Genomic DNA, 25,419 nt, shown 5'->3' with positions numbered 1-25,419 from the left:
GGGTTGCCGGATCAGTTGCCCGAACCATTCTAGCGTATTTTTCGTGATCTGGCGATCTGTGCACCGCATTGGCGTAGGGCAAAGAAAAAACCCCGCCTGTTCGGGCGGGGTTTTCTTAGGTCTCTGACCGGATCAGTGCGCGTGGCCTTTGTCCCAGTCTTCCTGCTTTGGCAGCTGCTCGAACGTGTGTTCAGGCGGCGGTGTGGGCAGGGTCCATTCCAGCGTATCTGCGTACTCGTTCCACGGGTTCGGACGTGTTTCTTTCGCGCCGCGCAGCAGGGCGTAGATCACGATGCCGAAGAACAGCAGGAACGAAGCGAACGAAATGAACGCGCCGATAGACGATACAAAGTTCCACTGTGCGAAGGCTTCCGGATAGTCGATGTAGCGACGCGGCATGCCCTGACGGCCCAGGAAGTGCTGGGGGAAGAAGGTCAGGTTGGCGCCGATGAAGAACATCCAGAAATGAACCTTGCCCCAGAACTCGGAATACTGACGACCGGTCATCTTCGAGAAGTAGAAATACATGCCCGCGAAGATCGCAAAGACGGCACCCAAGCTCATCACATAGTGGAAGTGCGCCACGACGTAGTAGGTGTCGTGATAGGCGCGGTCGATACCAGCCTGCGACAGAACCACACCGGTCACACCGCCGACGGTGAACAGGAACAGGAAGCCGAAGGCGAAGAGCATCGGCGTCTTGAACTCGATGGAACCGCCCCACATCGTTGCGATCCACGAGAAGACCTTAACGCCGGTCGGAACCGCGATGACCATCGTGGCCAGCATGAAATAAGCCTGCTGACGCAGGGACATGCCAACGGTGTACATATGGTGCGCCCAAACGACGAAGCCCAGAACACCGATCGCGATGATTGCCCAGACCATCGGCAGGTAGCCGAAGATCGGCTTGCGCGAGAAGGTGGCGATCACGTGGCTGATGATGCCGAAGCCCGGCAGGATCACGATGTACACTTCGGGGTGGCCAAAGAACCACAGGATGTGCTGATACAGGATCGGGTCACCGCCACCGGCCGGATCAAAGAAGGTGAAGCCAAAGTTGCGATCCATCAGCAGCATGGTGATCGCGCCCGCCAGAACCGGCAGGGACAACAGAATCAGCCACGAGGTGATGAAGATCGACCAGCTGAACAGCGGCACCTTGAACAGGGTCATGCCCGGGGCACGCATGTTCAGGAAGGTGGTGATCATGTTGATCGCGCCGAGGATCGAGGAGGCGCCCGATACGTGCACGGCAAAGATCGCAAGGTCCATGGACATGCCGCCCTCGGTCGTCGACAGCGGCGGGTACAGAACCCAGCCCACACCCGAACCGAGTTGGTCATTGCCACCAGGGCTCAGCAGCGAGGCGACGCCCAGCGAGGTGCCAGCGACGTACAGCCAGAAGGACAGGTTGTTCATCCGCGGGAACGCCATATCCGGCGCACCGATCTGCAACGGCATGAAATAGTTGCCAAATCCGCCGAACAGCGCCGGGATGACCACGAAGAACATCATCAGAACACCGTGATAGGTGATCATCACGTTCCACAAGTGACCGTTGGGGGTGCAGGGGTCGGCCATGAAGCCTTCCATGCACATGTACTGAACACCGGGGTGCATCAGCTCAAGCCGCATGTAGATCGTCATCGCGACCGAGATAAACCCGGCCAGCGCCGAGAAGATCAGGTAGAGAATCCCGATGTCCTTGTGGTTGGTCGACATGAACCAACGCACGAAGAAACTGCGCTGGTCTTCATGATCGTGACCATGAATGGCTGCGTCTGCCATTATAGGTGCCTCCTGTTGCAAATGCACCGCGCAGTCGGACCTCTCCGGCGCGCGGGTTTCCTGCTGGTTTTAGAATGCGAAGTCAGCACCTTCAATGGCCGAGTTTGATCTGGATCAAGAATAATTGTCGCGGGCAGGGGACTGCATCGCGATTTTGGGCCTGAAGCAGCCCCATATCTGGGTATGTCTTCGGATTGTTCAAGAGACCGGCGCCATGCGCTTGGCGGTTCCACCTTGACCACCTGCCGCCGGACCCGCAGAACGGTGGGAAACGCTCCAAACCAGAGGCCCGCCATGTCAGCTTACGACCCGGATAACATCTTCGCCAAGATCCTGCGCGGGGAAATCCCCTCGACCCGTGTGTATGAGGATGACGACACGCTGGCCTTTATGGATATCATGCCGCGTTCGGACGGACATTTTCTGGTCATCCCGAAAGCACCCTGCCGCAATGTTCTGGACGCCACACCGGAACAGTTAAGCGCCGTGATGGCGACCGTTCAGAAACTGGCCGTCGCCGCGAAGACGGCCTTTGCTGCCGATGGCATCACGATCCAACAGTTCAACGAGGCCGCAGGCGGGCAAGAGGTGTTCCATCTGCATTTCCACGTTTTGCCCCGTCACGAGGGCGTGTCGATGCGCCCGCCCGGTAAAATGGGGGATTTCGATCTGATTGCCGAACATGCAGAGAAGATCAAAGCGGCTTTGTAATCCTAGGGCCTCAAAAATCTAGCGGGCGGTTCCTGGACCAAACCAACTGCCCTGATCCCGCGCCACTCTGCGTGGCAATGGCAAAGCCCAGAAGTTAAGCGGAGTCATTTTCGCGTTGCGATGCAGCAATTCAGATGGCTGGGAAGAGCGGGGCCTGAGAATTGCCGTTCCGATTTGGGGTCGGAACGGCAGACTCGTAACCAAACACTTATCGGATTTCTCGGGGGCAAGCCCCGGAGCACCGGTTAACATACCACTCACTCTAGACTGGTCGTTATATGTTACTCTTTAACGAGTCCCATGTATCCAGAAGAACTGAATTTTAGTTAAAGAAAACGATAATTCCGCCTAATTCTGCTGAAATTGCCCCTGTCTTGGGAAACAGAACAGCAGTTGCGAGGGCATTGTTGTTTCCCTTTACGTCACTTTTCGATTCGCCGACCGGGTGCCTTTGGGGCGCTAGACCTCTGCGTTCTCGAACACTTCGGCAAATGTCTTCTGCAGTGCGGCATCCATATCACCCATCGTCACCGGCAGACCAAGATCGACCAGCGAGGTCACGCCATATTCGGTGATGCCACAGGGAACGATCCCCGAGAAATGCTCAAGATCCGGTTCCACATTGACCGAGATGCCATGAAAGCTGACCCACTTGCGCAGGCGCAGGCCGATTGCCGCAATCTTGTCCTCGGCGGGTTTGCCGGTCACGGTCAGCGGCTTGTCATCGCGCCTGACCCAGACACCAACGCGCCCGTCGCGAATCTCGCCCTGAACGTTGAATTCCGCCAGCGCGGAAATCACCCAGGTCTCCAGCTGTTTCACGAACCGCCGCACATCGCGGCCGCGCGTGTTGAGGTCCAGCATCACGTAAGCCACGCGCTGTCCGGGTCCATGATAAGTGTATTCCCCGCCACGTTTGCTTTCGTAGACAGGGAACCGGTCCGGATCCGTCAGATCCTCGATCCTGGCAGAGGTCCCGGCCGTATACAGCGGCGGGTGCTCCAACAGCCAGACACATTCATCCGCCTCGCCCGCGGCGATGGCGGCCACGCGCGCCTCCATAAAGGCAACGGCGTCCTCGTACCGGGTCAAACCATCGGTGATTTTCCATTCCATGCTGGCCTCATATCGCGCATGCGGGGCAGGGGGAAGGGCCTATGCCGCCTCGGCCAGACAGCGCTGCAGAACCTGCGCGTAGGTGTCTGTGCCCTGCGCGCCGGTCAACAGGTACTTGCCGCCAAACACCATCGACGGCACGCCCGAGATACCACGGCTGGTCCAGAATTGCTGTTTCTCGCGCACAGGCGCACCATGCGCGCCCGATTCCAGCGCAATGCGCGCGGCCTGAGGGTCCAGACCAACGGTCCCTACCGCATCCATCAGGACGTCAATGTCCGAGACATCCCGTTGCTGCGTGAAACAGGCATCGAACAGCGCCAGCTTCAGCGGATGCTGGCGCCCCTGACCCTCGGCCCAATCTAACAACTGATGCGCAGAAAACGTGTTAACAATCCGGCTTTCATCATTGAAATTGAACGAAAACCCAAGTTCCGCACCCAATGAGGTCAACCTGTCGCGGGCTTGCTGGTTTTGCTCGGGCGTGGACCCGTATTTCTCGGCAATATGCTCGCGCAGATTCTGGCCCTCGGGCGGCATATTGGGGTTCAGTTCAAACGGATGCCACCTGAGACGCGCCAGAATGCCCAGCTGCTGCAAGGCCAGATCGAGCTGTCGAAAGCCAATGATACACCAGGGGCACACAACATCCGAAACAATATCAACCTGAACAATCGGGCGCGGGTCAGTGCTGGTCATATCAGTTTCCTGTCAGATCGAATTCTTTGGCTTCCTTGCGATAGATAAGCTTGGCCTGAGCGAATTTAAACCAAGACATTTTTGCCTCTTCACATCGCCAGCATCAGCGTCTATACGCCCCTCTACCAAGTCACTGGCAGTGCGGTCGTGGCGGAATTGGTAGACGCGCAGCGTTGAGGTCGCTGTGGGGTAACACCCGTGGAAGTTCGAGTCTTCTCGACCGCACCAAATTTTCAAGATAACATGCAGTTTAGGGCGTTAATCCGAAGCATTGGGCTTTCGGTGTGGTGCCGGGCTGCGTTGGTTCCCTCAGCTCGTCAACTGGTTTCCCGAAGCTGCTTTGTGAACCAACGGCTACTCTAAATCGAACCACTTTGAGTCCCACCGAACGAACAGCAAGTCACAATCGGGCGCGTCCCTGTCGACGGGGCGCAGGGCCTCTATCAATTCAAAACTGTGTTTGCCCATCTCTGCCACAAAATCGCTGAACCGGTACCCGTTCTTGAAACGCCGTTTTACCGAGACCTCTGCAATGACGAAATCGGTCCGCTTCAAGGTTTCTTCGGCCCCTCGGATAACGGCGAGTTCATTGCCCTCCGTGTCGATCTTCAGACCAAACCGGCCAGGAATGTCGGAGGTGTAGGAATCAAGGCGCCGTTTATCCACGATGCGCTTTTCCATCTTCACGATGCGATTTTCATACTCTTCGGAGAAACCCGCGACACTCGCCAAAGATCGCCGTTTGCGATCCGTGGTGGGGATGATCAGTTCGGCCTGGCCTTCATCTGCGTCCAACGCCACGATGTTGAGGTCATAATCGATACGCTCGCGCCATGGTGCAACCCGTTGGGCTGTTTCTTCAATCGGATCGAACAGGATGAACTTCTTGTCGGGGAAAGCCTCGTACAGGAAAGGGGTTCCGGCGTCCACGCCGACATCAAGGATTGTGTCCACATCAAAGCCGAAACTGCCAAGGTTCTTCGCAGTCACACCGCCGCTGATCACGGTCAGGCCTGCGCTGTTGAGCCTGCGCATGACTGGTCGGGGGCCGATGAAGTCACCACTTTCAAACTCGACAACTTTCAGGCCGACGGATCGCAGCAATTTACGAAACGAAAAAGCATCAATCTTTGGCATTCAGCAGCCCCATGGGTTTGGAAGTGGCCTGAGAAGCGGAAGCCTTATCTTCGTTCAGCGCGTCCCGTAACGCCCGGCTTTGCAATTCCGGCCGAATTGATACCGCATGATCCATACAGACCGCACGGATTTTCAGCAGGTCTTCGGGATCAAAATCGATCAGTTTACGCATTTGGAACATCATGCCGCGCGGATTTCCGTCTGCGTATAGGAACTCGTGTACGGCGTCCGGAAGGTGGTCTCTAAGCGGTCTGACGTTCGGCCCGACAATGGGAAGGCCATAGGTCAGCGCCAGGTTCACCGAACCCGACGTCAGAATTCGGCTGAACGGCGCGACGCAGGCATGGCTACCTGCAACGACGTCGCGCAGGTCTTGATCTGGCAGATATCTGTCGTGAAACCTGACATTGGGCATTTCCCGGATCGGTTGCTGCCCCTTGCGCTCGCCCGCGATAACGGCCCCTGCAATGTCCAGCACCCACGACCGATCCCGGATGTAGAGCGATTTCAGCGCTTGCCACATAAACTGCCCGCCGCGATTTTCCTGCACTTTTCCGATATGAACAAACCTGCGGTGCTGGGATGGTGCGAGAGCGCCACGCCGCGCCAAAGTGTCTTCGGCCGGCTCGTAGACCCCCAGATAGCTTGGATGCGCGACCAGTAGGATTTTTTCCCGGGGTATTCCGTAAGTTTCGGTCATCAGCTCAACTGCATAAGGCGTATGCAAGTGAATTTTGTCTGCTTGCCGAACCAGCAGGGCGCGCCCTTCGTGGATGGTGTCCATGTCCCTTGCAGAATTGTGCGGGTGGAAGTTGTGAACGGTCCAGACGATTTTTACGCCTTTTTCTCTCAACGCCGCCAAACCTGCTTCGATCTTTGCAAAACGATCTTGAGCTGGGATGTCATTCCTGCTGCCGAACTCAACTGTCTCCCAATGTATCCAGTATATGTCACCCTTTTGCATAGGGGGCAGTTCACCAGCATAAAACGCCTTGAGCCGCACAACCCGGACATCGTAGCCTGAGAAACTGCTGTAAATCATGCTCTGATACGGATTGTTCCCCAGCGGCGCGTTGGAAAAAATCGTCGGCATTAACTCAATCCCTATTCAGGCCCTTAAAGCGCAACGCAAAGTCATCGTCGCATTTACCTGTATCAACAATCCGCCTGCCGACCTCAACCAGTAAGGCCTGTGTCGTCGCATATCGGTTGCGCAAGGCAATTGACTGATCACTTGCTGTGTACGATCACGTTGTTCGTGGTGCATGACACGCCGGTCAAGTGGCAAGGCGCTTATTTGGAAAAGGGACAATTGTCGGGGCATCGTGTCCGTGCGATCACGTCTGCTCGCTTGCAAAGCCCGGTGCGGAACCGTAACAAAGCTGGGCGTTCACGTTTGTCTGCAAGCGCCCGGCAAGGCCTGATATTGCAGGAACTCCTACGGTTCGGAATGAAGGTCACGGGTAATAGTTGATGAGACTTGTCGTATCCACGATGAAAGACGAAGGGCCGTTCATCCTGGAGTGGATAGCCTACTATCTTTCAATCGGGTTCACGCATTTCATTGTCAACTCGAATGACTGTTCAGACGGGACGGATGTCATCCTGAAACGGTGTGAAGAGCTTGGGTTTCTGGCCCATATCGACAATCCGGGTCCGTGGGATTTTGGGCCACAGGCGTCGGCCTATTCAAATGCGATGCAGCATCCCTGGTACAAGGAAGCCGAGTGGATCATGGTGTGCGATGTGGATGAGTTTTTTGACATCCGCATCGGCGACGGAACGTTGGATGACCTGTTTCAGGCACAGCCGCATGCCGACGGGTTCGCGGCGCTGTGGCAGCTGTTTGGTCACAATGGGATCGTGGATTTTGAAGATCGCTTCATAACCGAACAGTTCACCAAAGCAGGCGAGCTGGGTGCAGTGCTGCCACAAAATCTGCGCGCGTTCAAATCTCTGATCCGAAACAACGGATCGTATTATGCGCTCAATACGCACCGTCCTCGTGGACCTGTTCGTGGCAAGGCAGAGCGCTTTGCCTGGATTGACGGGGACGGGGATCCTTTGCCGCCCGCGATGCGGCGCAGGGGCTGGGCCTTTTCCACCACCGGTGCAGGGTTCGGGGGCAACTTGTTCCGCATGAACCACTATGCGGTGCGGTCCATTGAAAGCTACCTGATGAAGCGCGTACGGGGTGACGTGAATACCACGGCCTTTCATCCGAAGATGGAGGCGACCGGGCAGGCGTATTGGCATTTGCACTGCTATAACGAGGTTGAAGAAACCTCGATCCTGTCAAAGGTTGCGCGTCTTCGTGAAACCTTTGATCGGCTGCGGTCGGACACTGTTCTGGATGAATTGCACCAGCAAGCGGTGGCATTCCACAAGGATCGGATCTCGGTCATTCGGGAAACCGAAGCTGCAAGCAGTTTTATAAAGAAATACAGGAACTTCAAAGGCGGGCAGAATGTGAAAGCGCTGGATCTGGGGGTTATTGAAGAGGCCAATATTTCCTTTGATCCTACGATGTACAAAGATCCAAACGTTACATTTGCTCAGGTCGCCAAGTGGAACCGCATTGGGCAAATGGCGAAAGCGCAGAACTCGAAACCAAAGAATTATCCGTGGTTTGTGCGACTGGATGCTCTGGAGACGCCGCTACAGTATGAAGAGGCTGCCGCGCAGCACGCGATCATCACCGAACCAACACAGGTTTCTGTGCCCTTTGATCCCAAGGATTCCTGCCATCTGCCTATTGCTTCGCCCGAAATCGCAAGAACGGCAGAGCAGCGGCGAGATTTCTTGCAGTCAATTAGTGGGAAGAAAAATTGGGTTCTCATTGGGCAGGTTGAAACTGAAATCGTTGAAGAGATTCTTGCCTTACAGTCGGTTGCAAGGCTGACGATCCTGGCACCTTGGGGGTTGTCGTGGGACGGCTACGCTTGTGATGACACAACGCAGAACCCGGACCTTCAGGCAATGGACCGCGCGTTCTACGCATTTTTGGAGTTTTTTCGTGAACCAATTCTAGCAGGGCGATTGCGTATCTACCGTGCGATGCCACAACTGATGCTTAAATTCTTCAAAAATGAATCTGTTGGTGTTGCGATCATTAGGGGTGTGCGCTCTGAACGTATCACGAACCAATTGTTACGCCGGATTGACCGCGTCCTCGCCCCCGGTGGAAGCATCGCTTTCACGACCTATCGGCGCCGTGGGGGTGGGTCCTATGCTGGGATGAACGCGGCCATCAACAGCTTTTTGGGGCAGAATGCGACCCGTTACAGGGTGACCAGTCTGCAACCACCGTGGCTTGGGATCGACAAGTTACCGCCACTTAACGCAGAAGAGACTTAGCTTCTGGCTCTTGTCTTGTTGGCGTGATAGCCATTGCTCAATGAACAAAACGGGTTCTGTGTGTGACTGAAACCCGTCTGCCAAGCGAGGTCGAGATGTCAAACGAACCCAAGGTCATAGGTGCAGCACCCGGAAGCCCGCTGAAACCGAAGGCGGACAAGGCGACCAAGCGCAAGAATTCGAAAGAGGCCATCCGTCGGACCTTTCTCTCAAGGCTGCCCAAGGGTGGCGTCGCGGTTGAGATTGGCGTCTGGCAGGGCGAGTTCTCTCCGACCATTCTGAAACTGATCGAGCCAAGTCAGTTGTTCCTGATCGACCCGTGGAAGCACATTGGCGAAGAATCCCATACCACCGCCTTTGTCGGCCGGACCGAAGACGAAAAGATGGAGGCGATCTTCCAAAAGGTCGTGAAGGCGTTCGAGGCCGAGATCGAAGAGGGCAAGGTTGGCATCATTCGCGATTTCTCGGTTCCCGCCCTGGAACTGTTTGACGAAGAGAGTATCTCGTTCGCCTATGTCGATGGCGATCATTCCTACGAGGGTGTCTCGGCAGATCTGGCCGCGCTGTTCCCCAAGATGAAGATCGGCGGCATCATGGCGTTTGATGACTATCACCGCCGTGGCTGGTGGGGGGACGGGGTGATCCGTGCCGTGAACGAATTCCTGGGCCAGTACCCGCGCCACCTGCGTATCCGGGCCATCGCAGGCGCACAGATCGCGATCGAGAAGATCAAGCCTCAGGATGATAGCAAAGGCTGATCTGACCCAGTTTTGAGACCGAGCGCATCAGATGCAAAACCCTGAAAAAATCGTCATCACTGCCATGAAGAATGAGGGGCCTTACATTCTTGAATGGGTGGCCCATCACAAGGTGCTTGGCTTTGACAGGATTATTGTCTACACCAACGATTGCTCGGACGGGACAAACCGTATCCTGCGACGGCTGCAAGAGCTCGGGCATGTCGAGTTTCGCCGCAACCGGGTCGGCGTCGGAGGGATTCACCGGTCTGCCCTTCGGCAGGCGCGTCGATTGCCGGTGGTGAAAGAGGCGAAGTGGATCTATGTCTGCGATGCTGACGAGTTTCTGAATATCCATGTCGGGAACCACAAGGTCGACGACCTGATCGAGGCGACCCCGGATGTGGATGTTATCTCGATCCCGTGGAAGATATTCTCGAACAATGGTCGTCATGTGTTGCGGGATTCTCCGGTCACGGCGCAGTTTCTTGACGGCGAACTGGATTTTGAACAGGGCGGGGCCGGGCGGCGATTTGTAAAGTCGATCTTCCGGCAGGGGGAGTTTTACAACCGCTTCGGTCTGCACAACCCGCATCCCAGGCCCGAGTTCCAGTCCAGCGTGTTCCGCTCTGTGGCGGGTGGGCACGCAAGGGAACCCGCGCCCTTCGGAAACCACGTCTCGCCGCCGTTTGGCTTTGAGGTCGCGCAGATCAACCACTATGCCGTGCGCTCGACCCAAGCATATCTGGCAAAACGCAGCCGCGGCCGGGCGAACCATTCGTCTCAGACCCTTGGAACCGAATACTGGGATCGCTGGAACCGAGGTGGATCGCGCGATGAAACCATTCTGTGCTATCAGGATGAAACGGCAGAGATGCTGAAGCAGTTCAAATCGGACGAGGTGCTGCAGCGGTTGCATCGCAGGGCGTTTCGCTGGCACAAAGACCTTATTTCCGACCTTATGAAGGTTCCGGATTATAATGAACTGTATCAACGGCTTGTGGAGCGACCCGCAGCCAGCTTTGTTGAACAGGATCGTGGCGTACGCGAGCGCGTCAGAAGCGAACCTTTGCCGCGCCCGTCTGATCAAAATCAACCGGATATGTGATTAAAGACCCCGGAGAATCGAATTAATGGTTGTCGACAACAAGCTTCCGACGGTTGGAATGCTCTGGCTGGAAGGACCGCTGAGTTTTCTCGAGCAGATGTGCCTGCTGTCCTTTGTGGCGAACGGACACAAAGTGGTGCTGTTCCACTATGGCGAGGTCGAAAACGTACCCGAAGGTATCGAGCTGGTGTCGGCAAATGAAATTCACGAGCCGCAGCAATTCATCATGAACAACCAGTTCAAAACTCCGGTCCCGCAGTCGGATATCTTCCGGCTGCAACTTATGAAGAAAACCGATTTTCTGTGGTGCGATACGGATGTAATCTCGCTGGCCCCGATCCCGAAAGCGGATCATATTTTTGGGTATTTCAACAATACCACGATCTGCAACGCGATCATGCGGTTGCCATCTGACAGTCCGGCATTGCGGGGTTACACTGAATACAGCCTTGATCCGTTCCCGATCCGCCCGTGGATCGAGGGTGAAGAGCGGGAAGAGCTGGAACGCCAGAAACGCACCGGTGAGCTGCCTCATGCGTCGGAACAAGCGCACAGTGTGTATGGGCCAGGCGTGCTGACATGGTTCCTGAGGCACCATGGTGAGATTGAACACGCGAGCCCTGTTTCGGTTTTCTATCCCCTTCCGTTCCGGCACACGGGGCAGGCGAACGATATTTCCGCGCGCGAGTTCCGACGGAAGTATCTAACGGACGAAACCCTTGCTGTGCATCTTTGGGGCCGTCGGATGCGGTGGTGGATCGCCAAAGGAATTAACCGTCATTCGTTTTTGGATCGGCGATTGCGGGGATTGGGCATCCGCCCGGCGGATGCGCCTTTGCCGAGAAAGGGCAAGGGCGCTCCGAAGAAGATCGTGTTTCCGGGTGACCTGCCTGAACTGCGCATCAGCAAGGAAGAGATCAGTGCATCCACCAAAGGTGTTATGTCCGTTGCGCAGGTTTCCAATTCGGAACAGTATCTTAAGGTCGCTCAGCTTGAACTGGACAAGATCAGAGAGCGCGGTCTCTACGGTGTGAACAGCGAGCCGCGCGCAGGACACCGACGGGGCTGGGATCATTATCAAGGCGACGTGTCCCGCATGCATGCCTTGTCGATGTCCTTATCGCGCTTTGCCAACAACCAGCGCTATTTGCCGGACTTGTCCAACCCGAAGACCGTGACGGAAAAACTGTTGGTCATGAAGCTGTTTGCCGAGATGCCGGTTGTCTCTGCCGCGGATAAGCTGACTGCTGAAGGATATGTGCCGGACACCGCCAGACATCTTCTAACCCCTGTCAAACGGTACTGGAATTCACCAACGCCAGAGTTGCCGGCGGATATTGATCTGGAACCGGGTAGCTATTGGCTTAAGTGCAACAATGGTCAGGGTCAAAATCATCGTATGACCTGGCCCATGACCGCCGAAGAACATGATCTGGCCAACGAAAAGCTTGTCAACTGGAGCAAGAAGCCGGTCCCGCACGGATATTGGGCGGCCGAATGGTGGTATTCGACCATAGACACGCAATATTTCATCGAAGAAGACCTTGCCGCCGAAGGCGAGGATATCATCGACTGGAAATTCTGGGTTGTCGCCGGGCGGGTGCAGCTTGTTCAGGTCGACCGGGACCGCTCGCGCGGGCATGTGCAGATGATCCACGACCGGGATTTCAACTTCATTCCCAAAGAGTTGTATTTCAAAACCAGCGAAGACACCGAGCCAAGGCCCGAACGGTTTGACGACATGGTTCAGATCGCCGAAGCGATTGGTCAGCGGGTCGAATTTGCGCGGGTGGATCTCTATGCGATTGGCGACAAGATTTACCTTGGTGAAATCACGCTCTGCCCCTTTGGCGGCAAGCGTCAGATGCGCACGCCCGAGTTGGACGCGCAATTGGGGGAGGCGTGGACGGGGACACGTTTGTTCCCGAACTAAAATCGCGGGGCTATTCGACGGGGATGTCCTGACGCAACCGGCCAGTTGTCTTGTCAAAAATCAGAATGCGGTTGTCATCGGTCACCACCGCGTACCAGTTGTTGCCAATCGTGACCGCCTGCGCGCTTGCTCCATCGGGCAATTCGACCTGATCGGGCAGGGTAGGGGTGCGGTCCGTTAAGCGGATGACAATCAGTGCGAATGTCACTAGAACCCCGCCAATCATCACCGCGGTCAGCAGCATGACCATGCGCCGCAGCAATCGCAGTTGCGGCGTCTCTTGCGGTTCGTCTTGGGGGTCGGAAGGAACAGTCATGGGCACCCGCCAGATAGAGTTTCAGATCGCGGCCGATCCGCCGCCTCGTCTTGATAAGGCGCTTTCGCGGGATGTGCCAGCCGATGAGAACCTGTCGCGCACCCGTTTGGCGCGTTTGATCGAAGAGGGCGCGGTGTCCATTGACGGGACCACGATTCTCGATCCGAAATACAAAGTACCCGAAGGTACTGCGGTGGCCATCACCGTCGCCGAAGCCGAAGACAGCCATATCGGCCCCGAGGATATTCCGCTGCAGGTTGTCTATGAGGACGCAGACCTGATCGTGATCAACAAACCGGCCGGAATGGTGGTGCATCCGGCGCCGGGCTCGCCCAATGGAACGCTGGTCAACGCTCTGTTGCACCATTGCGGCAAGGATCTTTCCGGGGTTGGTGGCGTCAAGCGCCCCGGCATTGTTCATAGAATAGATAAAGAAACCAGCGGCTTGCTGGTCGTCGCTAAATCAGACGCGGCGCATCACGGGCTGGCCGCTCAGTTCAAGGCGCATAGTGTCGAGCGTTACTATCGCGCCATCTGCTACGGGGTGCCCGATGCCAATGATCCGCGTCTGCGTGGGGCGAAGGGGGTCAGCTTCGAACCCGGCAACATCATGCGTTTGACGACTCAGTTGGCGCGGCACAAGACGGATCGGCAAAGACAGGCTGTGCTGTTCCATGGCGGGCGGCACGCCGTGACACGGGCACGGGTTGTCGAGACGTTTGGCGCTCCTGCAGGGTTGGCGCTGATCGAATGCTGGCTGGAAACCGGTCGGACACATCAGATCAGGGTTCACATGGCCCATGCCGGGCACGGGCTGGTCGGAGACCCGGTCTATGGCGGCAAGCGCAAACCGGCGGCAAAAGCCTTTAGCCCGATGACTGCCGAAGCCGTGCGCGCCTTTCCGCGACAGGCGCTTCATGCCGCTGTTTTGGGCTTTGAACACCCTGTAACGGGCGAAAACCTGCGGTTTGAGGCCGAATTGCCCGCCGACATGCAGAATTTGATCGACACTCTGCGCACACCGCTGACATAATCCGCAAACTGTCGTGAGTAAGGCTTTCTTATCTTTCCTTTACCTAAGCTTAATTCCAAACTGTTAACGGTACCTCTTGAAAGGGGTGGGTTCCTTACCTATCTCCTATGTTAAAGACTTAAACATTTGTCGGAGGGACATCATACATGGCCAATTACGCAAATCTCCCCGCACCGACGCCCGAGGGCGGCCTGAACCGCTATATGCAGGAAATCCGCAAGTTTCCTCTGCTTGAGCCGGAAGAAGAATACATGCTGGCCAAGCGTTGGGTCGAAGAGCAGGACACTGAATCCGCGCATAAAATGGTGACATCGCACCTGCGCCTGGCGGCCAAAATCGCCATGGGCTATCGCGGCTATGGCCTGCCGCAGGCCGAAGTGATTTCCGAAGCGAACGTGGGCCTGATGCAGGCCGTCAAACGGTTCGACCCGGAAAAGGGTTTCCGCCTTGCCACCTATGCAATGTGGTGGATCCGCGCCTCGATCCAGGAATACATCCTGCGGTCCTGGTCGCTGGTCAAGCTGGGCACGACCTCGGCGCAGAAAAAGCTGTTCTTCAACCTGCGCAAGGCCAAGGCCCGCATTGGTGCGCTGGAAGAGGGCGATCTGCGCCCCGAGAATGTCGCGCAGATTGCCAATGATCTGGGCGTGACCGAAGAAGAAGTGATCAGCATGAACCGCCGGATGTCGGGCGGCGATGCCTCGCTGAACGCGACCGTCGGATCCGAAGGCGAAGGTACCATGCAATGGCAGGACTGGCTTGAGGATGAAGACGCAGATCAGGCCGGTGATTATGAGGCGCGCGATGAACTGGACGCGCGGCGCGAGCTGCTGGCAGCCGCTTTGGAAGTTCTGAATGATCGTGAGAAGGACATTCTGACTCAACGCCGGTTGATGGATCAGCCCGTTACATTGGAAGAGCTGAGCACACAGTACAATGTCAGCCGCGAACGCATCCGCCAGATCGAGGTGCGCGCCTTTGAAAAGCTGCAGAAGAAGATGCGCGATTTGGCGCGCGAGAAGGGTATGCTCGGCACTGTCTGAACGGGTTGCCTGTGAACAGGATGACCGGCTCAACCCTGTTGGGTCGGTTTTCTTTTGGCTGATCCCGGCGAAACCTGCATGACAGCGCGGCCTTCTGCCGTTAAGTAGAACCCAACTTTGGTTGCGCTAACGGCGGAGGGGACAATGCAGAAACCGGTTCGATGGGGCGTTCTTGGGGCCTCGAAATTTGCGCGTCAGTATCTGGCCCCGGCGATCCACGCAGCAGACCGCGCGCAGCTTTACGGGCTGGCGACCTCGGATCCTGCGAAGGCCGCTCCGTTTCAGGCGTTCTGTCCGGAACTAAACACTTATGACAGCTACGAGGCGATACTGGCGGACCCGCAGATCGATGCGGTTTATATCCCTCTGCCAAACCACCTGCATGTGGAATGGAGCCTGAAGGCGCTGGATGCGGGCAAGCATGTGCTGTGTGAAAAGCCCATGACCATGCGCGCTGATGAGTTCGACGATTTGATTGCCAAACGTGATCAAACCGGTCTGCTGGCGGCTGAGGCTTATATGATCGTCCACCACCCACAGTGGCAGTTGGCCCGCAAGCTAATCGCAGACGGGGCCATTGGCAAACTGGCGCATGTGACCGGCGCGTTCAGCTTTGACAACCGCGCGGACACTGGAAACATCCGCAACAAGGCGGAAACGGGCGGAGGTGGCCTGCGGGATATCGGCGTTTACGTGATCGGCTCGACGCGCTTCGCGACAGGGCAGGAGCCGGGCAGCGTTCAATCTGCGATCCGTTGGGAAAACGGGATTGATGCCTTCACCGAGATTCGGGCGCAATTCCCCGACTTCACCTATTCGGCTTATGTCTCGATCCGGATGCACCCGCATCAGGAGATGGTGTTTCACGGCGAAAGCGGCGTGATCCGCCTGACCGCCCCGTTCAACGCGCGGGTCTTTGGCGAGGCGCGGGTTGAACTGCACCGTCCGGGACTTGAGGTTCAGGTCACGCGCTTTCCGGGCGACGATCACTACAAGCTGCAGATCGAGGCGTTTTGTCGATCCGTGCGCGAGGGTGTCGATTACCCGTGCCCGCTGGAATTCTCACGCGGGACGCAGCTGATGATTGATCAGGTGTTTGACGGAGCAGTGGCCCTGTAACTTGCCCCCATAACTTGCCATAGCCGCTGGCTCGGTTATCCTGTCACCCTTCGGAACAGGAGAGGACCCATGGCAGGCGGCTGGGCACGCGACGGTGCGGTAAGTGAACAGATCGAGGCGTCGATTTCTGACGAACTGGCCTGGATGCAGGCGCAAAAGCGACCCGAGGGCGAAAGCCTGACCCATTGCGCGGAGTGCGAGGAACCGATCCCCGAGAAACGCCGCGCCGCGCTGCCGGGTGTGAAGCTGTGTCTGGAGTGCCAACAGGAGCGGGACAGCAGTTTCAAGTCGCGCGGCGGGATCAATCGGCGGGGGTCCAAGGATAGCCAGTTAAAGTGACCTGTGTTGTGGCTGCTTTGACCCAACCTCAAGCGATGCTGCAATTTGCATAAATCGCAGACCGGCCCGAAACACTGCTGTCAGGATTAATCTAACGCATAACTGCCGTCTTCGCGGTGCACTTCTCGCCCGCTGAGGGGCGGGGTAAAGACGCAGACCAGACGCAGATCAACATCCGTGGCGCGCACGATGTGCCGGTCATGCTGATCCAGGGCATACAGGGTAAATGGTTCAAGCGGATGCCAGGTTTCGTCGTTGAACGCCCTGATCTGGCCCTTGCCTTCGATGCAATAGCACGCCTCCAGATGATGGGTGTATTCAAGCTCAAGCTCGGCGCCCTTCTTGATGATCGTATCCGTCAGCGTAAATCCCATGCCGTCAGATGCCAACAATAGCCGCCGGCTGTTCCACCCCGGGCCGGAAACGTCCCGATCTGAGCCAAGGATGTCTTTGAGCGTCTTAACAATCATCTTTCGCTGCCTCGTTGTTATCGTACCGCGCGGTTCATCCCGCCGTCGGACAGTATACTCTGACCATTAATGTATCTGGCCCCCTCGCTGGCGAGAAATACGCAGGCCTGTCCAATCTCCTCGAATGTCGCGGGGCGCTGCGCGGGGATTTCCCGGCGGGCCCGTTCGGACAGGTTCACGTTCTCGCAGAATCCCGGCAGCAGATTGTTCATGCGAATGTTGTGCCGTGCATAGCGGTCGCCGTAAAGCTTTGAGAAACTGTGCAACGCGCCGCGCAGCATGCTCATGGGGTAAGGCGCACGCGGCTCGATTGTGTTCATGGACGAGATATTCACGAATGCACCGCCGCCATGTTCGATCAGTATGGGCGTGACGATGCGGGCGATCTTGACGACGTTCAGCACATACATGTCCAGGCTTTCGTGCCATAGTTCATCGCTCAGCTCCAACAGCGGCCCGTCAAAATCAGGATCGAAGCCAACGGTTTTGATGGCTTCCGGAACCGTTCCGCCATGACCCATATTGCTGACGATGGCATCGATCCTGCCATACTTGCTCATGGTTGTGTCGATCATTGCCTGCAGATCATCGACATCCAGCACCGAGCCGCGGCGGCCAATGCCCCCAAGCTCTTCGGCCAATTGGACAGACCGATTGGACGGGGACATCAGCGAGACCTTGTAGCCTGCCTTTGCCATTTCGATGGCGCACCCCCGGCCAATGCCTTGTCCGGTCCCTGTCATAAGTGCAACTTTGACGTCAGCCATAGTGTGTCCTTCCCGCGCAAATGTTCTGTGAGGTTTTTTGAGTTAACGGCAGACTAACCCTGCAGGTTTAAGCGGACTTATCGAGTTTATCGGGCATAGCTGTTAGGTTTCCTCACATGACGGAAAACCTTAGACACCTGCGCGCCCTTCAGGCCTTTGACGAAACCGCAACCCATTCGAGCCTGTCCAAGGTGGCGGATGCGCTGAACGTCACGCACGGGGCGATCAGTCGGCAGATCAAACTGTTGGAACTGCATCTGGGTGTGACACTCTTTCACCGTCGCCCGAATGGCGTTGAACTGACCAAGGCCGGGGAACGCCTGTATCACTCGACACGCGGGGCCTTTTCGGCCTTGCAACTGGGCGTGGCCGAGGTGAAGCGGCTGCATCACCGCCAGTCGATCACCGTGTCTTTGTCCACGTCGCTGGCGCTCAAATGGCTTGTGCCGCTGCTCGGGTCCTTTCAGCAGGACCATCCGGGGATCGCGTTGTTGCTGGATACAAACGATGCCTTTGCGGATTTCGATACATCCGAGGTCGATGTCGCCCTGCGGTTTGGGGAGCCCGGTTGGGACGGGCTGTATCATGAGCAAATCAGACAAGAAGACCTGATTGTCGTGGCCGCGCCGTCCCTTGTTGGGAAAACGCGCCTGCCGATGCGGCCCGAGGATGTGGCGGACCTGCCTTTATTGCACGATGCCTTCAATATCGGCTGGGAAAGCTGGGCCGCACAAGTCGGGTTGAACCCTGATCGGATCAATGCGCAGAGCATCAAATACGTGGACAGTGCTGTTTTGTTAGAGGCGGCGATAGACGGACAAGGTGTGGCGCTGGCCAGACATCTTTTAGCGGAAAGGGATTTGAACCTTGGCCGATTGATCCGCCTTGATGAAAGCCGTGTTCCTCTGGATCGCGGGCTCTACTTTGTCTGCCGCCCCGGCGATCAGGAGAGGGTCACGGTGAGAATATTCAAGAAGTGGCTCATGTCCCTTTGATCACCGGGCTCCCATCGAAGCCCGGCGAATGCGGTCAAAAGCCCGGTTTGTTGCGCAAAGCGTGGTCGTCAATCCTTTGAAGGGCCGCTTTAGCCCTCCATCGCCTCCAATTCATCGATGAAGCCCGAGATCATCGACAGGCCCTTGTCCCAGAACTTCGGATCGCTCGCGTCCAGCCCAAACGGGGCCAGCAGTTCCTTGTGATGTTTCGACCCACCAGCGCGCAGCATCTCGAAATACTTGTCTTCGAACCCCTCGGCACCGCTTTCGTAAACGGAATAGAGCGCGTTCACGAGGCCGTCGCCAAAGGCATAGGCGTAGACGTAGAAGGGCGAGTGGACGAAGTGGGGGATATAGGCCCAGAAGGTCTCATACCCTTCCATGAATTCAAATGCCGGACCAAGGCTTTCGGCCTGAACGCTCATCCACAGGGCGTTGATGTCATCCGGGGTCAACTCGCCTTCGCGGCGTGCGGCGTGCAGTTTGCATTCGAAATCGTAGAAGGCGATCTGGCGGACCACCGTGTTGATCATATCCTCGACCTTGCCGGCCAGCAGCACCTTGCGCTGTTCCGGCGTTTCGGCCTGATCCAGCATCTTGCGGAAGGTCAGCATTTCGCCAAACACCGACGCCGTTTCAGCCAATGTCAGCGGCGTGGATGACAGCATCTCACCCTGATCCGCGGCCAGAACCTGATGCACGCCGTGGCCCAGCTCATGCGCCAGGGTCATCACGTCGCGCGGTTTGCCCAGATAGTTCAGCATCACATAAGGATGCACGTCAGTCACGGTTGGATGCGCAAAGGCGCCGGGCGCCTTACCCGGTTTCACCGCTGCATCGATCCAGCCTTTCGAAAAGAAGGGCGAGGCGATCTCTCCCATACGCGGATCAAACGCGTTGTATGCGTCCATCACCGTCTTTTCGGCCTCTTCCCAGCCGACGATCCGTGTGTCTTCCATCGGCAGGGGCGCGTTGCGATCCCAGACCTGCATGACGTCCAGACCCAGCCATTTGCGTTTCAACTCATAGTAGCGATGGCTGAGTTTGGGGTAGGCCGCCACGACGGCCTCGCGCAGGGCCTCGACCACTTCGGGTTCGACGTCGTTCGACAGATGGCGACCGGTTTGAGCTGTCGGCATGTTGCGCCAGCGGTCGAGGATCTCTTTCTCCTTGGCCTGCGTGTTGTGCACGCGGGCGAAGGTTTTGATGTTGTCCTGAAATACGCTAGCCAGTTCGCGCGCCGCCGCCTCGCGTTTGCTGCGGTCCTGTTCGGTCAGCAGGTTCAGGGTGCCTTCGATATTCAGCTCTTCGCCATCGACGGTAAAGGTCAGCCCGGCGATGGTTTCGTCGAACAGGCGTTCCCATGCGTCACCGACGACGCCCAGATCGTGCAGAAACTTCTCCAGTTCGTCGGACAGTTGATAGGGTTTCATCGCGCGGATGCGGCGGAAGACCGGCTCGTACCGGGCCAGATCGGCATTGGCGTCGAAATGCGCCTTCAGCACATCGTCGTCGATGCGGTTAAGTTCCAGCGTGAAGAAGACCAGCGGAGTGGTGAATATCGTGATCTTTTCCTGCATATCCGACAGGAATTTGGCGCGGTCGGCATCGGTGGTCAGCTGGTAATAGCGCAAGCCCGCGAAGGACATGATCCGCCCGGCGATCGCGTTGATCTTTTCGTTGCGCAGCACGCAGGTCAGCAGGCCGTTGGCGTCCAGTTCGGCCAGCTTGCCTTCGTAGTCCGCAGCAAAAGACGCACATTCGCCTTCCAGCCATCCCAGATCGCGATCCAGCTCGGGCGCGTCTTCTGCGGTGTAGAGATCGCTCAGATCCCATTCCGGCAGGTTGCCCAGATTGTCGGCACCGCCGACGGCATTCGCATCACGGACGGGAAAGGGAAGGTCGCGCATAGATCACCTTTTGAAGACTGCTTTGGCAAACATCTAGGGCTGGCGCGCGGGGATCACAAGCGGCCAGTTTGCACACAGGCGATCAATACAAGTGGGGGCTAGGGTGTACCGTTGGATTGATTGGCCAGAAAATGCGCTGCGAGTTGATCCAGAACCGGTCCGCGCACGTCGGGGGCCTCCATCAGAACCTCGTGTTCGCCATCCGGTATCTCGACCAGCTTCCCGTTGGGCCAGTTGGCCATACGCGTCCGGATTGCCTTGCGATCCACGATCTGTTCGTGACTACCCAGGAAGGTCAGGCAGGCTGTGTCCGGGGCAGGCTGATCCATCAACCAGGCGCATTCGTCCAGTGACTCGCGCAGCCACAGGTTTGACGGTGCGCCAAGCGACAATTCGGGATGCGCCTCTAGCTGATCCTGCATCATCTTGTACATCACCGGATCGCGGGTCAGGACGTTGCCTTCGAACGGTTGCGTCAACACATAGCTGTCCAGCGAGGTTGTCGGCGGCGTCCGTTCGCCCAACCCAAGGGCCGTTCCCCAATACGCGGTGACACGGCTGAGCGGTTTCATGATCGGCGTGAAGAAAATGCCCCACATCGGCCCCGTGAAGGCGCACGCGGCAAAGCAATTCTTCTCGATCACAGCACGCAGGCCAATGGCACCGCCCATCGAGTGGCCGATGACATACCAGGGTTTCGGCAGGTCAAGCTGTGTCGCCAGATCCAAAACCGCATTCACGTCGTGCTGATAGTCCGGGAAGTGGTCCACATGACCCACACGCGGGTTGTCCAGCAGGCGATCCGCCAGACCCTGGCCGCGCCAGTCGACGGCAAGCATGGCAAAACCGCGTTCTGCGAACTCACCCGCTGTGCTGCCGTATTTCTCAATATACTCGGTTCGGCCCGGAAACATGAAGACCGTGCCGTGCGTATCGCCTTCGGGCCGCCAATGGCCCACGCGGATACGCTTTTGATCTGCGGTGTGCAGCCAATGGGCCGCACCACCAGCAGGACCGCCGGCCACATCTTCGAACAAGGGGGCCGACGACAACTCCATCAGGCCAGCACCGAGGCAAGTTTCATGGCAATACCCATGTCACCGTCCACGCTCAGCTTGCCGGACATGAACGCGCCCGTCGGGTTCAGTTCACCGCTGAGGATTTGTTCGAACGTGTCAGCATCGGCGGTCAGGGTCACATCTGCGTCTTCATCGCTGACGCGTGCGCCGTCTGCATCCAGAACGATGGCGCCGTGCTCGGCAATCGCAAACTTGGCCGAGGCGTCAAACGCGCCACCCGACAGTTTTTCGTTCAGTGCGGCTGCCGCCTTTTCAAGAATCTCGCTCATGGTGTTCCTCATTTTGTTAGTGCGCCGTGAATGGACATCCGCGGTCGCAACGCTACACTGACGATTGTTATGGGCATTGCAATGATCAATCTCAAAGGTACCGTTGCGGCACTTGCCGTCCTAGTCATGTTTTCCGGAGTTTCTGCCGCTCAGCAGGCCGATTCCCGGGATGAATCGCAGTTGCTGCAACAATTGGCGCAATCAGCGCCCGAGCAGGCCATTGGCCTTGACCGGCAGTTGCAGGCGCTGTGGTCGCAATCGGGGTCGGCCTCGGCGGATTTACTGCTGGAGCGCGGGCGCGACGCGTTGGATGAGGGCGACGTTGACGCAGCTATCGAGCACCTGACCGCTCTGACGGATCACGCGCCCGATTTCGCGGAAGGCTGGCATCTGCGCGCCTCGGCGTTTTTTGGGCTAGAACGGTTCGGTATGGCTGCGGCCGATCTGGAATATGCCCTGACCCTGAACCCCAACAATTACGAAGCGATCTATGGCCTGGGTCTGATTTTCGAGATCGTTGGAAAGCCCGAACAGGCATTCGATGCCTATTCGCGCGCGCTGGCTATACATCCGCACCACGAAGAAGTAACCAATGCCGTGAATCGACTGAAGCCTCAGGTCGAGGGCTCAGCGCTCTGACGAACCGGGGCAGGGGGCAAAGGTGAGCGGGTCATCCCGAATAGTGGCCGTACTTGGCCCGACAAACACAGGCAAAACCCATTACGCGATCGAACGCATGCTGGGGCACCGCACCGGTGTCATAGGCCTGCCGTTGCGCCTGCTGGCGCGCGAGGTCTATGACAAGATCGTCGCCATTCGTGGCCCCTCGGTTGTGGCGCTGGTCACGGGCGAGGAACGGATCGTGCCACCGCGCGCGCAGTATTGGGTCTGCACCGTCGAGGCGATGCCCGAGGGCATGGGCGCCGATTTCGTGGCCATCGACGAAATCCAGCTTTGCGCCGACCCCGAGCGCGGCCATGTGTTCACCGACCGCCTGCTGCGGTCCCGTGGCACCAACGAGACTCTGTTTCTGGGCTCGGACACCATGCGCGGGCCAATTGCAGCGCTGGTCCCAGAGGCGCAGTTCGTTCGCCGCGAACGCATGTCGCAGCTGGTCTATGCCGGATCCAAGAAAATCAGCCGGATGCCCGCGCGCAGCGCCATCGTCGGCTTTTCGGTCGATAACGTCTATGCCATCGCCGAGCTTTTGCGCCGCCAAAAGGGCGGGGCTGCTGTGGTCATGGGCGCGCTCAGCCCGCGCACGCGGAACGCACAGGTTGAACTCTATCAAAATGGCGAGGTTGATTATCTGGTCGCAACTGACGCCATTGGCATGGGCCTCAATCTGGACGTGAACCATGTGGCGTTTTCGTCCCTGACCAAATTCGACGGCCGCCGGATGCGCCCCCTTGCGCCCAACGAGTTGGCGCAGATCGCAGGTCGGGCAGGGCGCGGCATGTCCGATGGCACCTTTGGCGTGACCGGAGAGGCCCCGCCGCTGGACGAAGGCGTTGCGCAGGCGATCATGGACAGCCGTTTCACGCCGATGAAAAAGCTGAACTGGCGGAATGCCGCTTTGCGGTTCGGCTCAGTTGACGCGCTGATCGACTCGCTTGAGGTCAGCCCGAATGACGAACACCTGATCAAGGCGCGGCCTGCCGACGACCTGAACGTGCTCAAGTCGCTGTCGCAAGTGACCGAAGTGGCGGCCCGCGCCAGTGATGGTCCGTCGATCCGCCTGCTGTGGGATGTCTGCCGAATCCCCGATTTCCGCGGCATCAGCCATGCCGAACATGCCAGCCTGCTCGAGGTGATCTATGGCCACCTGCACGAACGCGGCGGCATCCCCGATGACTTCATGGCGCGGCAAATCCGCCGGATTGACCGGACCGACGGCGATATCGATGCATTGTCCAAAAGGTTGGCATATATTCGCACCTGGACATATGTTGCGCAACGAAACAACTGGGTACGCGACGAATCGCATTGGCGTGATGAGACGCGCACTGTAGAAGACAGGCTGTCGGACGCTCTGCATGACCGTCTGACCCAACGATTTGTGGACCGGCGTACATCCGTATTGCTGCGCCGGCTCAAACAGAAGGAGGCCCTTTTGGCCGAAGTAAATGACAAGGGTGAAGTGACCGTCGAAGGCGAATTCGTCGGTCGTCTGGAAGGGTTCCGGTTCTCGCCGGACAAAAGCGCGCAGGGGACCGAGGCGAAAGCTTTGAAATCGGCGTCCTTGCAAGCACTCGCGCCGCAATTCCATCTGCGTGCCGACCGCTTCTACAACGCGCCCGATACCGAAATTGATTTCACCGATCAGGGTGGCCTGATGTGGGGCGAATATGCTGTCGGCAAACTGGTTGCCGGGGCAGACCCCCTGAAACCCGTGGTCGAGGTTTTTGTAGATGAGGCCGCAGGTCCCGATGTGGAACAGAAAGTTCAGCGCCGTCTGCAACACTTCATCGACCGCAAAGTGGCCGCGCTGTTCGAGCCGCTGCTGAACCTGTCACGAGACGAGGAACTGAGCGGTCTGGCCAAGGGTTTTGCCTTCCGCATGGTCGAGGCGCTGGGCGTGCTGCCCCGCGCGCAGGTCGCGCAAGAGGTCAAGGATCTGGATCAGGACGCCCGTGGTGCGCTGCGCAAGCATGGCATCCGTTTTGGTCAGTTCACCATCTTCATGCCGCTCTTGCTGAAACCCGCACCCACGCGCCTGCGTCTGGTTCTGTGGGCGTTGGCACAAGGCTTGCAGGAGTTTCCGGACGCACCGCCTCCGGGTCTGGTCACCGTGCCCGTCGCCAAGGACGCGCCGCAGGGCTATGACACCATGTGCGGCTACCGCGACGCGGGCGAACGCTCGATCCGGATCGACATGCTGGAACGTCTGGCCGACATGCTGCGTGCCGAGGACAGCCGGGGCGGGTTCGAAGCCAAGCCCGACATGCTGTCGATCACCGGCATGACGCTGGAGCAGTTTGCCGACCTGATGCAGGGGCTGGGCTACAAGGCTGAACGCGGCGAGCGCGAGAAAGTCAAACCTGCGCCCGTCGAACAGCCTGTTGAACAGCCAGCGGCAGAAACGACCGAGCAACCCGCCGCCGAAGAAACCCCGGCAGCCGAAGCCGTTGCGGAAGAAACCGCCGCACCCGCCGAGGCGTCAGCCGAGGCCACCGACAGCACCGAGGCGGCAGCCGAGGCACCCGCGTCAGATGAACCCGAGGTCGAGGTCTTCTACACCTTCACCTGGGGTCGCCAGCGCCAGCAATCCCGTGGCCCGCGCCGCGAGCAGGGGCAGGGCAAGGGCAAACCGCGCGGCAAGCCTCAGGACGGACGCGGCAAACCGCAGGGCAAGAAAGGTGGCAAGCCGCAAGGCTCCAAGACCTTCTCGTCGCGGCCTCCGAAAAAGGAAAAGGCCATCGATCCCGATAACCCGTTCGCTGCCGCGCTGATGGGCCTGAAGGACGGTAACTGATCGTTATCCAGCCTT

23 protein-coding genes and 1 tRNA gene are annotated in these 25,419 nt (G+C 57.9%); 13 read left to right on the top strand and 11 right to left on the bottom strand.

Going from position 1 to position 25,419, the window contains the following annotated elements; genetic code table 11:
- Window positions 1–132: 132 nt before the first annotated feature.
- Window positions 133–1,791 (bottom strand): cytochrome c oxidase subunit I, encoded by a 1,659-nt coding sequence (gene ctaD, locus ACR0AC_RS00855; RefSeq protein WP_170451412.1) that lies wholly within the window; start codon window positions 1,789–1,791, stop codon window positions 133–135.
- Between the two features lie 294 nt (window positions 1,792–2,085).
- On the opposite strand from ctaD, the gene ACR0AC_RS00850 reads away from it, so the two are divergent.
- Window positions 2,086–2,502, top strand: coding sequence for an HIT family protein (locus ACR0AC_RS00850; RefSeq protein WP_480871660.1), 417 nt, complete (start codon window positions 2,086–2,088; stop codon window positions 2,500–2,502).
- Window positions 2,503–2,961: 459 nt separating this feature from the next.
- On the opposite strand, the gene lipB is transcribed toward ACR0AC_RS00850, so the two are convergent.
- Together lipB and ACR0AC_RS00840 are read right to left on the bottom strand one after the other, a co-directional pair.
- Window positions 2,962–3,618 (bottom strand): lipoyl(octanoyl) transferase LipB, encoded by a 657-nt coding sequence (gene lipB, locus ACR0AC_RS00845; RefSeq protein ID WP_170451408.1) that lies wholly within the window; start codon window positions 3,616–3,618, stop codon window positions 2,962–2,964.
- Window positions 3,619–3,657: 39 nt separating this feature from the next.
- A complete protein-coding gene (locus tag ACR0AC_RS00840) occupies window positions 3,658–4,317 on the bottom strand; it encodes a DsbA family oxidoreductase (protein WP_480871659.1) in 660 nt (219 codons plus the stop codon).
- 141 nt (window positions 4,318–4,458) lie between these two features.
- Here ACR0AC_RS00840 and ACR0AC_RS00835 point away from each other — a divergent pair.
- Window positions 4,459–4,545, top strand: a tRNA-Leu gene (locus ACR0AC_RS00835).
- 126 nt (window positions 4,546–4,671) lie between these two features.
- On the opposite strand, the gene ACR0AC_RS00830 is transcribed toward ACR0AC_RS00835, so the two are convergent.
- Together ACR0AC_RS00830 and ACR0AC_RS00825 are read right to left on the bottom strand one after the other, a co-directional pair.
- Entirely contained in the window at window positions 4,672–5,454 is a 783-nt protein-coding gene (locus tag ACR0AC_RS00830) for an FkbM family methyltransferase (RefSeq protein WP_480871658.1), read from the bottom strand.
- Complete coding sequence (locus ACR0AC_RS00825; protein WP_480871657.1) at window positions 5,441–6,547, bottom strand: glycosyltransferase; 1,107 nt, start codon at window positions 6,545–6,547, stop codon at window positions 5,441–5,443. Before ACR0AC_RS00825 ends, ACR0AC_RS00830 begins: the two co-directional genes overlap by 14 nt.
- Before the next feature lie 380 nt (window positions 6,548–6,927).
- Here ACR0AC_RS00825 and ACR0AC_RS00820 point away from each other — a divergent pair, with 380 nt between their 5' ends.
- From ACR0AC_RS00820 to ACR0AC_RS00805, 4 genes are all read left to right on the top strand, one after another.
- Window positions 6,928–8,811, top strand: a complete 1,884-nt coding sequence (locus ACR0AC_RS00820; protein ID WP_480871656.1) for a glycosyltransferase family 2 protein — start codon at window positions 6,928–6,930, stop codon at window positions 8,809–8,811.
- 62 nt (window positions 8,812–8,873) lie between these two features.
- A complete protein-coding gene (locus tag ACR0AC_RS00815; RefSeq protein ID WP_480871655.1) occupies window positions 8,874–9,569 on the top strand; it encodes a class I SAM-dependent methyltransferase in 696 nt (231 codons plus the stop codon).
- Window positions 9,570–9,600: 31 nt separating this feature from the next.
- Window positions 9,601–10,656, top strand: coding sequence for a glycosyltransferase family 2 protein (locus tag ACR0AC_RS00810; RefSeq protein ID WP_480581597.1), 1,056 nt, complete (start codon window positions 9,601–9,603; stop codon window positions 10,654–10,656).
- Between the two features lie 25 nt (window positions 10,657–10,681).
- Entirely contained in the window at window positions 10,682–12,589 is a 1,908-nt protein-coding gene (locus ACR0AC_RS00805) for an ATP-grasp fold amidoligase family protein (protein ID WP_480871654.1), read from the top strand.
- A 10-nt stretch (window positions 12,590–12,599) separates the two neighbouring features.
- Here the strand turns inward: ACR0AC_RS00805 and ACR0AC_RS00800 are convergent, their stop codons facing one another.
- Complete coding sequence (locus ACR0AC_RS00800) at window positions 12,600–12,905, bottom strand: DUF6476 family protein (protein ID WP_480625888.1); 306 nt, start codon at window positions 12,903–12,905, stop codon at window positions 12,600–12,602.
- Here ACR0AC_RS00800 and ACR0AC_RS00795 point away from each other — a divergent pair.
- The 4 genes from ACR0AC_RS00795 to ACR0AC_RS00780 all read left to right on the top strand — a co-directional run bounded on the left by ACR0AC_RS00795 (window position 12,904) and on the right by ACR0AC_RS00780 (window position 16,439).
- Window positions 12,904–13,938 carry an RluA family pseudouridine synthase gene (locus ACR0AC_RS00795; RefSeq protein ID WP_480871653.1) on the top strand — a complete coding sequence of 345 codons (1,035 nt, stop codon included), beginning with the start codon at window positions 12,904–12,906 and terminating at the stop codon, window positions 13,936–13,938. The two genes, ACR0AC_RS00800 and ACR0AC_RS00795, sit on opposite strands and share 2 nt — an antisense overlap.
- A gap of 146 nt (window positions 13,939–14,084) precedes the next feature.
- Window positions 14,085–14,981, top strand: coding sequence for an RNA polymerase sigma factor RpoH (gene rpoH / locus ACR0AC_RS00790; protein ID WP_170451393.1), 897 nt, complete (start codon window positions 14,085–14,087; stop codon window positions 14,979–14,981).
- A gap of 144 nt (window positions 14,982–15,125) precedes the next feature.
- A complete protein-coding gene (locus tag ACR0AC_RS00785) occupies window positions 15,126–16,100 on the top strand; it encodes a Gfo/Idh/MocA family protein (RefSeq protein ID WP_480871652.1) in 975 nt (324 codons plus the stop codon).
- A 69-nt stretch (window positions 16,101–16,169) separates the two neighbouring features.
- Window positions 16,170–16,439 (top strand): DksA/TraR family C4-type zinc finger protein, encoded by a 270-nt coding sequence (locus tag ACR0AC_RS00780; protein ID WP_480871651.1) that lies wholly within the window; start codon window positions 16,170–16,172, stop codon window positions 16,437–16,439.
- Window positions 16,440–16,525: 86 nt separating this feature from the next.
- Here ACR0AC_RS00780 and ACR0AC_RS00775 read toward each other — a convergent pair whose 3' ends face one another.
- Both ACR0AC_RS00775 and ACR0AC_RS00770 read right to left on the bottom strand, forming a co-directional pair.
- Window positions 16,526–16,909, bottom strand: a complete 384-nt coding sequence (locus tag ACR0AC_RS00775; protein ID WP_170517967.1) for an ectoine synthase — start codon at window positions 16,907–16,909, stop codon at window positions 16,526–16,528.
- 17 nt (window positions 16,910–16,926) lie between these two features.
- Complete coding sequence (locus tag ACR0AC_RS00770) at window positions 16,927–17,676, bottom strand: SDR family oxidoreductase (RefSeq protein WP_480871650.1); 750 nt, start codon at window positions 17,674–17,676, stop codon at window positions 16,927–16,929.
- 116 nt (window positions 17,677–17,792) lie between these two features.
- On the opposite strand from ACR0AC_RS00770, the gene ACR0AC_RS00765 reads away from it, so the two are divergent.
- Window positions 17,793–18,671: a LysR substrate-binding domain-containing protein gene (locus tag ACR0AC_RS00765; protein WP_480871649.1), complete on the top strand. Its 879-nt coding sequence runs from the start codon at window positions 17,793–17,795 to the stop codon at window positions 18,669–18,671.
- Between the two features lie 89 nt (window positions 18,672–18,760).
- Here the strand turns inward: ACR0AC_RS00765 and ACR0AC_RS00760 are convergent, their stop codons facing one another.
- From ACR0AC_RS00760 to ACR0AC_RS00750, 3 genes are all read right to left on the bottom strand, one after another.
- Window positions 18,761–20,581, bottom strand: a complete 1,821-nt coding sequence (locus ACR0AC_RS00760; RefSeq protein WP_480871648.1) for a M3 family oligoendopeptidase — start codon at window positions 20,579–20,581, stop codon at window positions 18,761–18,763.
- Between the two features lie 98 nt (window positions 20,582–20,679).
- On the bottom strand, window positions 20,680–21,639 hold the full coding sequence (locus tag ACR0AC_RS00755) for an alpha/beta hydrolase (RefSeq protein WP_480871647.1): 960 nt from the start codon (window positions 21,637–21,639) through the stop codon (window positions 20,680–20,682).
- Window positions 21,639–21,929: an SCP2 sterol-binding domain-containing protein gene (locus ACR0AC_RS00750; protein WP_170451378.1), complete on the bottom strand. Its 291-nt coding sequence runs from the start codon at window positions 21,927–21,929 to the stop codon at window positions 21,639–21,641. Before ACR0AC_RS00750 ends, ACR0AC_RS00755 begins: the two co-directional genes overlap by 1 nt.
- Window positions 21,930–21,959: 30 nt before the next feature.
- Here ACR0AC_RS00750 and ACR0AC_RS00745 point away from each other — a divergent pair, with 30 nt between their 5' ends.
- A complete protein-coding gene (locus ACR0AC_RS00745) occupies window positions 21,960–22,568 on the top strand; it encodes a tetratricopeptide repeat protein (RefSeq protein ID WP_170451376.1) in 609 nt (202 codons plus the stop codon).
- Between the two features lie 22 nt (window positions 22,569–22,590).
- Window positions 22,591–25,404 carry a helicase-related protein gene (locus ACR0AC_RS00740; protein WP_480871646.1) on the top strand — a complete coding sequence of 938 codons (2,814 nt, stop codon included), beginning with the start codon at window positions 22,591–22,593 and terminating at the stop codon, window positions 25,402–25,404.
- Window positions 25,405–25,419: the final 15 nt, after the last annotated feature.

Source organism: Ruegeria sp. H7 (assembly GCF_056532945.1).
This window is presented reverse-complemented; position numbering and strand designations above follow the sequence as displayed.